Annotated in this window: 9 protein-coding genes; all 9 read right to left on the bottom strand. The window is 27.5% G+C overall.

What is annotated here, in order from left to right; all coding sequences use genetic code 11:
- The coding region (locus AYC60_RS06900; protein WP_082762596.1) for a GTP-binding protein at positions 1-93 on the bottom strand (93 nt) is incomplete at its 3' end.
- Positions 94-114: 21 nt separating this feature from the next.
- A complete protein-coding gene (fusA, locus tag AYC60_RS06895) occupies positions 115-2190 on the bottom strand; it encodes an elongation factor G (protein ID WP_067322856.1) in 2076 nt (691 codons plus the stop codon).
- A gap of 15 nt (positions 2191-2205) precedes the next feature.
- The gene (rpsG, locus tag AYC60_RS06890) at positions 2206-2676 is read right to left on the bottom strand and encodes a 30S ribosomal protein S7 (protein WP_067322853.1); all 471 of its coding nucleotides are present in this window, start codon (positions 2674-2676) and stop codon (positions 2206-2208) included.
- Positions 2677-2707: 31 nt separating this feature from the next.
- Positions 2708-3079, bottom strand: coding sequence for a 30S ribosomal protein S12 (gene rpsL, locus AYC60_RS06885; protein WP_012858232.1), 372 nt, complete (start codon positions 3077-3079; stop codon positions 2708-2710).
- Between the two features lie 668 nt (positions 3080-3747).
- Complete coding sequence (locus tag AYC60_RS06880; RefSeq protein ID WP_067322850.1) at positions 3748-4095, bottom strand: hypothetical protein; 348 nt, start codon at positions 4093-4095, stop codon at positions 3748-3750.
- A 344-nt stretch (positions 4096-4439) separates the two neighbouring features.
- Complete coding sequence (locus AYC60_RS08685) at positions 4440-4583, bottom strand: hypothetical protein (RefSeq protein WP_156447695.1); 144 nt, start codon at positions 4581-4583, stop codon at positions 4440-4442.
- A 1-nt stretch (position 4584) separates the two neighbouring features.
- Positions 4585-4830, bottom strand: coding sequence for a hypothetical protein (locus AYC60_RS06875; RefSeq protein ID WP_067322848.1), 246 nt, complete (start codon positions 4828-4830; stop codon positions 4585-4587).
- Positions 4831-4833: 3 nt separating this feature from the next.
- Positions 4834-5271 (bottom strand): hypothetical protein, encoded by a 438-nt coding sequence (locus AYC60_RS06870; RefSeq protein WP_067322845.1) that lies wholly within the window; start codon positions 5269-5271, stop codon positions 4834-4836.
- Between the two features lie 109 nt (positions 5272-5380).
- Positions 5381-5980 (bottom strand): Imm49 family immunity protein, encoded by a 600-nt coding sequence (locus AYC60_RS06865; protein ID WP_067322842.1) that lies wholly within the window; start codon positions 5978-5980, stop codon positions 5381-5383.
- Positions 5981-6007: the final 27 nt, after the last annotated feature.

Here is a 6007-nt window from a genome sequence, read left to right as displayed (position 1 = left end):
AGCTGCTGTTGTTGTTGTTTTACCATGATCTACGTGTCCTATTGTTCCAACGTTTACGTGTGGTTTACTTCTTTCAAACTTTTGTTTTGCCATTTTATTATCTCCTTTGGTTTATTATTTTCCTGTTCTTTCAGCAATTACTTTTTCTGCTAATGTTTTTGGAACTTGTTGATATTTTTCAAATTCCATTGAATATGTTGCTCTTCCTTGAGTTTTTGATCTTAAGTCAGTTGCATATCCAAACATTTCTGATAGAGGTACTCCTCCTGAAATGATTTTAGCATTGTTTCTGTCATTCATTCCTGATACTGTTCCACGTCTAGAGTTTAAATCTCCTATAACGTCTCCCATGTATTCTTCAGGTGTTGTGATTTCTAACTTGAATATTGGTTCAAGTAAGATAGGATTTGCAGCTCTTAAAGCTTTTTTCATAGCCATAGATCCTGCAATTTTAAACGCCATTTCTGATGAATCCACTTCGTGGTATGATCCATCGTATAATGTAACTTTAACGTCTTGTACTGGGTATCCAGCTAAAACTCCTGAATCAAGAGCTTCTCTTATACCTTTATCTACAGCCGGAATATATTCTCTTGGAATTGCCCCTCCTGTAATTTCATTAACAAATTCATAACCTTTTCCATCATTTGCTTCAACTCTGATTTTAACATGTCCATATTGTCCACGTCCTCCAGATTGTTTAGCGTATTTTTCTTCAACGTCAGAAGATCCAAGTATAGTTTCTCTGTAAGCAACTTGTGGTTTACCTACATTAGCTTCTACTTTAAATTCTCTCTTCATACGGTCTACGATTATTTCTAAGTGTAATTCTCCCATACCTTCTATGATAGTTTGTCCAGTTTCTTGATCAGATTTAACTTGGAAAGTTGGATCTTCTTCAGCAAGTTTAGATAATGCTGTCCCCATTTTTTCTTGGTCAGCTTTTGTTTTAGGCTCTACTGCAACTGAGATAACCGGATCTGGAAACTCCATTCTTTCTAATATAATTGGAGCATCTTCAGCACATAAAGTATCTCCTGTAGTTGTATCTTTTAATCCAACTGCAGCAGCAATATCTCCTGCATAAACTATATCAATTTCATCTCTTTTGTTTGCATGCATTTGAAGTAATCTTCCCATTCTTTCTTTTTTACCTTTAGTTGAGTTTAATACATAAGAACCTTTTTCTAATATTCCTGAATAAACCCTAAAGAATGATAGTCTTCCAACAAATGGATCTGTAACAATCTTAAATGCTAATGCAGAGAATTTTTCTTCATCAGCTGGTTTTCTTGATATTTCTGCTTCTGTTTTAGGATCTATACCTTTTACAGCTTCAATATCAACAGGTGAAGGCATATATGCTACTATAGCATCTAGTAGGGGTTGGATACCTTTGTTTTTAAATGCTGTTCCACAACATACCGGAACTACAGTTCCTGCTATTGTAGCTATTCTTAATCCTTTTTTAATTTCTTCAACTGAAATCTCTTCTCCTGAAAAATATTTTTCCATTAATTCTTCATCAGTTTCAACTATTGATTCTATTAAATGCTGTCTTGCAATTTCTGCATCATCTTTTAATGAATCTCTAACATCTACCACTTTATAATCTTCACCTTGTTTATCAGTAAAGATATATTCTTTCATTTCTATTAAATCAATTACACCTTCGAAAGCATCTTCTGCTCCTATAGGTAATTGTATAGGTACACCATTCCCACCTAATTTTTGTTTGATATCATTTACACACATATCAAAGTCTGCACCAATTCTATCCATTTTGTTAAAGAACGCAAGTCTTGGTACGTTATATTTATCAGCTTGTCTCCAAACTGTTTCTGATTGAGGTTGCACACCATCAACTGCAGAGAATACTGCAACAGCTCCGTCTAATACTCTTAAAGATCTTTCAACCTCAACAGTAAAGTCAACGTGGCCCGGAGTATCTATAATGTTAATTCTATGCCCTTTCCAGAAACAAGTAGTTGCTGCTGATGTAATTGTGATACCTCTTTCTTGTTCTTGTTCCATCCAGTCCATAGTAGCAGCTCCATCATGAACTTCTCCTAATTTATGGTTAACTCCTGTATAGAATAAGATTCTTTCTGTTGTAGTTGTCTTACCAGCATCTATATGTGCCATGATACCTATATTTCTAGTATCTTTTAAAGCAACTTTTCTAGCCATTATATCCTCCTCTTATTACCATTTATAGTGAGCGAACGCTCTATTTGCTTCCGCCATTTTGTAAGTGTCATCTTTTTTCTTGATTGATCCACCTTCATTATTAGCTGCAGCTATTAATTCTTTTTTAAGTTTAAGTATCATTCCATACTCTTTTCTATCTCTAGTATATCTAACTAACCATCTGATAGCTAATGTTTGTTGTCTTTCTTTTCTAACTTCTACTGGAACTTGGTATGTAGCCCCTCCAATTCTTCTTGATCTTACTTCAACTTGAGGTTTTACATTTTCCATTGCTCTTTTGAATATTTCATATCCTGATTCGTTTGTTTCTTTTTCAATTTCATCTAATGCTGAATAAAAAATGTTTTCTGCAACTGATTTTTTACCATCAACCATTAATCCGTTAATGAATTTAGTTACGATGATATCATTAAATTTTGAATCAGGTAAAACATCTCTTTTCTTAGCTTGTTTTCTTCTTGACACGATTTGCCTCCTTCATCCTTATGATTTATATTTATTTAGGTCTCTTAGTACCATATCTTGATCTAGCTTGTTTTCTATTAACAACTCCTGCAGTATCAAGTGCTCCTCTTATTATTTTATATCTAACCCCTGGTAAATCCTTAGTTCTTCCTCCTCTTATTAATACGATAGAGTGTTCTTGTAAGTTATGTCCAATTCCTGGAATGTATGCAGTAACTTCAATTCCATTAACTAATTTAACCCTTGCAACTTTTCTTAACGCTGAGTTAGGTTTTTTAGGTGTAGTTGTATATACTCTTACACAAACACCTCTTTTTTGTGGATTACCTTTTAACGCAGGTGATTTCTTTTTCTTTTCAGATGTGCTTCTACCAAATCTTACTAATTGATTAATTGTAGGCATATTTCCTCCTCCCAAACTTATTTTTAATATTCATATATAGTTAAATCATCGTGATAATATTCCTACCCATTTTTAAGTCTATATTCCCTCGTGGTTCCATTGACGTTCTAACAATAAAAACACAAGAAAACTACCTTAAATGTTAGCATTTAAAGTAGAAATTACAATAATTTAAACATATATCCAACCACAACAATAACTGTTGTACTATGTAAGTATACAGTATTTGAGTGCATTTGTCAATAAAAAATATTCAAAAATATAAACTCCTAAATTAAAATAGTAAGTGTCCAAAAATAATTTGAAAAAAAATTGGATATACAGTACAATCACAAACGACTAAATTCATTGAAAGGAACTGTATACCCATGACTAATAATAACACAAAAATAGAAAATAATAAAGAGTAATAAATATGTAATAAAATCAGTAAAAACTGATAATAGTGATAAATTTTCTAATATAAATGCAATAATCGATTTAGGTGTTAATTGGTATTTGGCACACTCTTATTTCTCTAATGAAATAGGAAACTATTAAAATATAATAAAACTGCATTAAGATTTATTCATAATGGAACACCTATGGATTATTTATAAAAAAATATGTTGAAAGTATTGAATGTTTCAAAAATAATTACCCAAGAAAAATATCCAATTCTTTAACCTTCATCTTTTCATATTTATTTTTGAATATGTAAAATAAATTTCCATATAAGTTTTATGTAAAACAAAATAACCATCCTTGGAAAATCCGTATATATAATTTCCCTTTGACATTATTTTCTTTATATTTGAAATTAAAATTTTACCTAGAATTCTATCTTTCAAATAATATTTTTGATTAAAATAATAAATTTCAAAATCATCATACAAACTATAAAACTCATCTTTATATTCATATATTAAATTATATCCATCTAAATAACTTGGTAAATCATATATTTTATGAAAAACTAGATCAAGACAAAAATATATCATCATACTCAATTTTGTTATCTTCAAAATTTTTTTCACAATTATACACCCTTTATTTTTTTATAATTTTTTCTAAAACAATCTTTTTATATTCATACCTGTTATATAAATAATATTCATTACTAATATTATTAAAAAAATACATATTTTATTATTTTTTATAAAATAATTTCCTTCACAAAGTTTTAAAATAATATAAATAATAAAAATAATAAATAAATATTTAATATATATAATTAAATCCGAGTATTTCTTATACATATAAACTTAATTAATTACAACATTATAAAAATATTGTATATTTGATATATTATCTTTAGTAACAAAAGTAGTCACTAAGATAAGAATTATTACTGTTATAATTCCCCAAATTATTGTTTTCATTATTTTTTTTTGTTATATTTTTCCATTTCTTTTTTATTTTTAAATCTAATTTCATAAATTTTAATTATAAAATCAAATTTATTTGAATCTTCAATATATTTATCTTTTTTTATAATATTAATAGGATCTAACGCATCCCTCATACTATCTAATATATATTGTAAATATATATTCTCCATTTTCTTTTTTTAATCTTGTTATAACTGAAGTATTGGTCAAAACTGTTTTAGTCTGTTCTTTTTTATCTTTATCTAATAAATAACCAATTCCTTCATTTATATAGTCTCCTGCCTTTAAAAATTTATAACTTGTTTTTATATAGTCAGATTTATATTCATTGTTTAAAACTTTTAAAATATATTTATTCCTATTTTTATGCACAACTTCCATTAATTATCTATCTTCTTTCAAGGAATTTGAAACATTTTCCGTAATATTGTCTTTTAAAAAATAACTAGTTGGATTTTTTATTATTTTCCCCCAATATTGAAACTCAGGTAAATCAGTTTTTATAATTACTCCATTATCGATTAACACATCAAAATTTTCTTTATTCAACAAATAAATTGAGATAAAAATATTTTTCCCGTTTTCTATTAATATTTTTACAATTTCTTCATTATTTTTATTTTTTAAATCTATTTTTTCTAAATCTTGTTTTACTGTTAAAAAATTACTTATTTTATTATAAACTGCCATATCACTAACAACCTTAGCATCTCTAGGAATATCTAAAAGATTATCTTTTTCTAAGTTAGTTAACTTTTCTTGTAATAAATCTACATTTTCTTCTGTTATCTTATCAAATACCTTTAAATCTTTAAATTCCATCTCTCTTACAAGTTATTTTCTAACTTATTTACTCTTTGATTCACCTGTATTAATTTCACCATTTTTTTATAAGCTGTATCCATTAATATAACAATTTATAAATATAATCTTAAACAAAATACCCTAGCTCTATACTTTTTTTCAATCTATTAATATCAGGATGATATTCATATATCCAATCTAACCACTCTTCTTTTGTTATTGTATTTAAATTAAATTTTTCCATAAATTCATATGGTTCTGGATATTCTTTAGCTGGAGTTATATCTATCAATTCTTTTGGGGCTATTTCATGATCTACACCCAAATCTATTCCATGATACATCGCTATCTTAGCATACATTATTACAAATATATGCAAATAAAATCCAAATGCAGTACTCATATCATTCAACATTTTTTTAGCTACCTTCTTTTCAAGCATTTTATCTATACATTCTCTCATTTTTATTTCATCTCTTAATGCTAATGATTTTAAATATTCAAATTCTATATACTTATATTTATCATAAGAAGATTTTGACGGATTATTTAAATATATATCTGCTCTTCTTATGACATCTTCCCAACTTCCTTTTAATGCTAGTAGTATAGTTTTTGATAAAAAAAAGTCTGATTCTGATTTAATATATTCATCTTTTTTTCTTTCATATCCTACTAAATCAATATTTTTTATATAAAAATTTAATAGTTCTCTATTATTAGACATAATACTTTCACAAAATTCTATAAATCA

The sequence above is a fragment of the Streptobacillus felis genome, assembly GCF_001559775.1.
Taxonomy (GTDB): domain Bacteria; phylum Fusobacteriota; class Fusobacteriia; order Fusobacteriales; family Leptotrichiaceae; genus Streptobacillus; species Streptobacillus felis.
Note: the sequence above shows the minus strand (reverse complement) of the source record. Positions and strands in the feature narration are given on the sequence as shown.

Excerpts from the sequence above, each read along its gene's own strand:
- fusA (WP_067322856.1), bottom strand. The coding sequence starts at position 2,190 with ATGGCTAGAAAAGTTGCTTTAAAAGATACTAGAAATATAGGTATCATG.
- rpsL (WP_012858232.1), bottom strand. The coding sequence starts at position 3,079 with ATGCCTACAATTAATCAATTAGTAAGATTTGGTAGAAGCACATCTGAA.
- AYC60_RS08685 (WP_156447695.1), bottom strand. The coding sequence starts at position 4,583 with ATGAGGGATGCGTTAGATCCTATTAATATTATAAAAAAAGATAAATAT.
- AYC60_RS06875 (WP_067322848.1), bottom strand. The coding sequence starts at position 4,830 with ATGGAAGTTGTGCATAAAAATAGGAATAAATATATTTTAAAAGTTTTA.
- AYC60_RS06870 (WP_067322845.1), bottom strand. The coding sequence starts at position 5,271 with ATGGAATTTAAAGATTTAAAGGTATTTGATAAGATAACAGAAGAAAAT.
- AYC60_RS06865 (WP_067322842.1), bottom strand. The coding sequence starts at position 5,980 with ATGTCTAATAATAGAGAACTATTAAATTTTTATATAAAAAATATTGAT.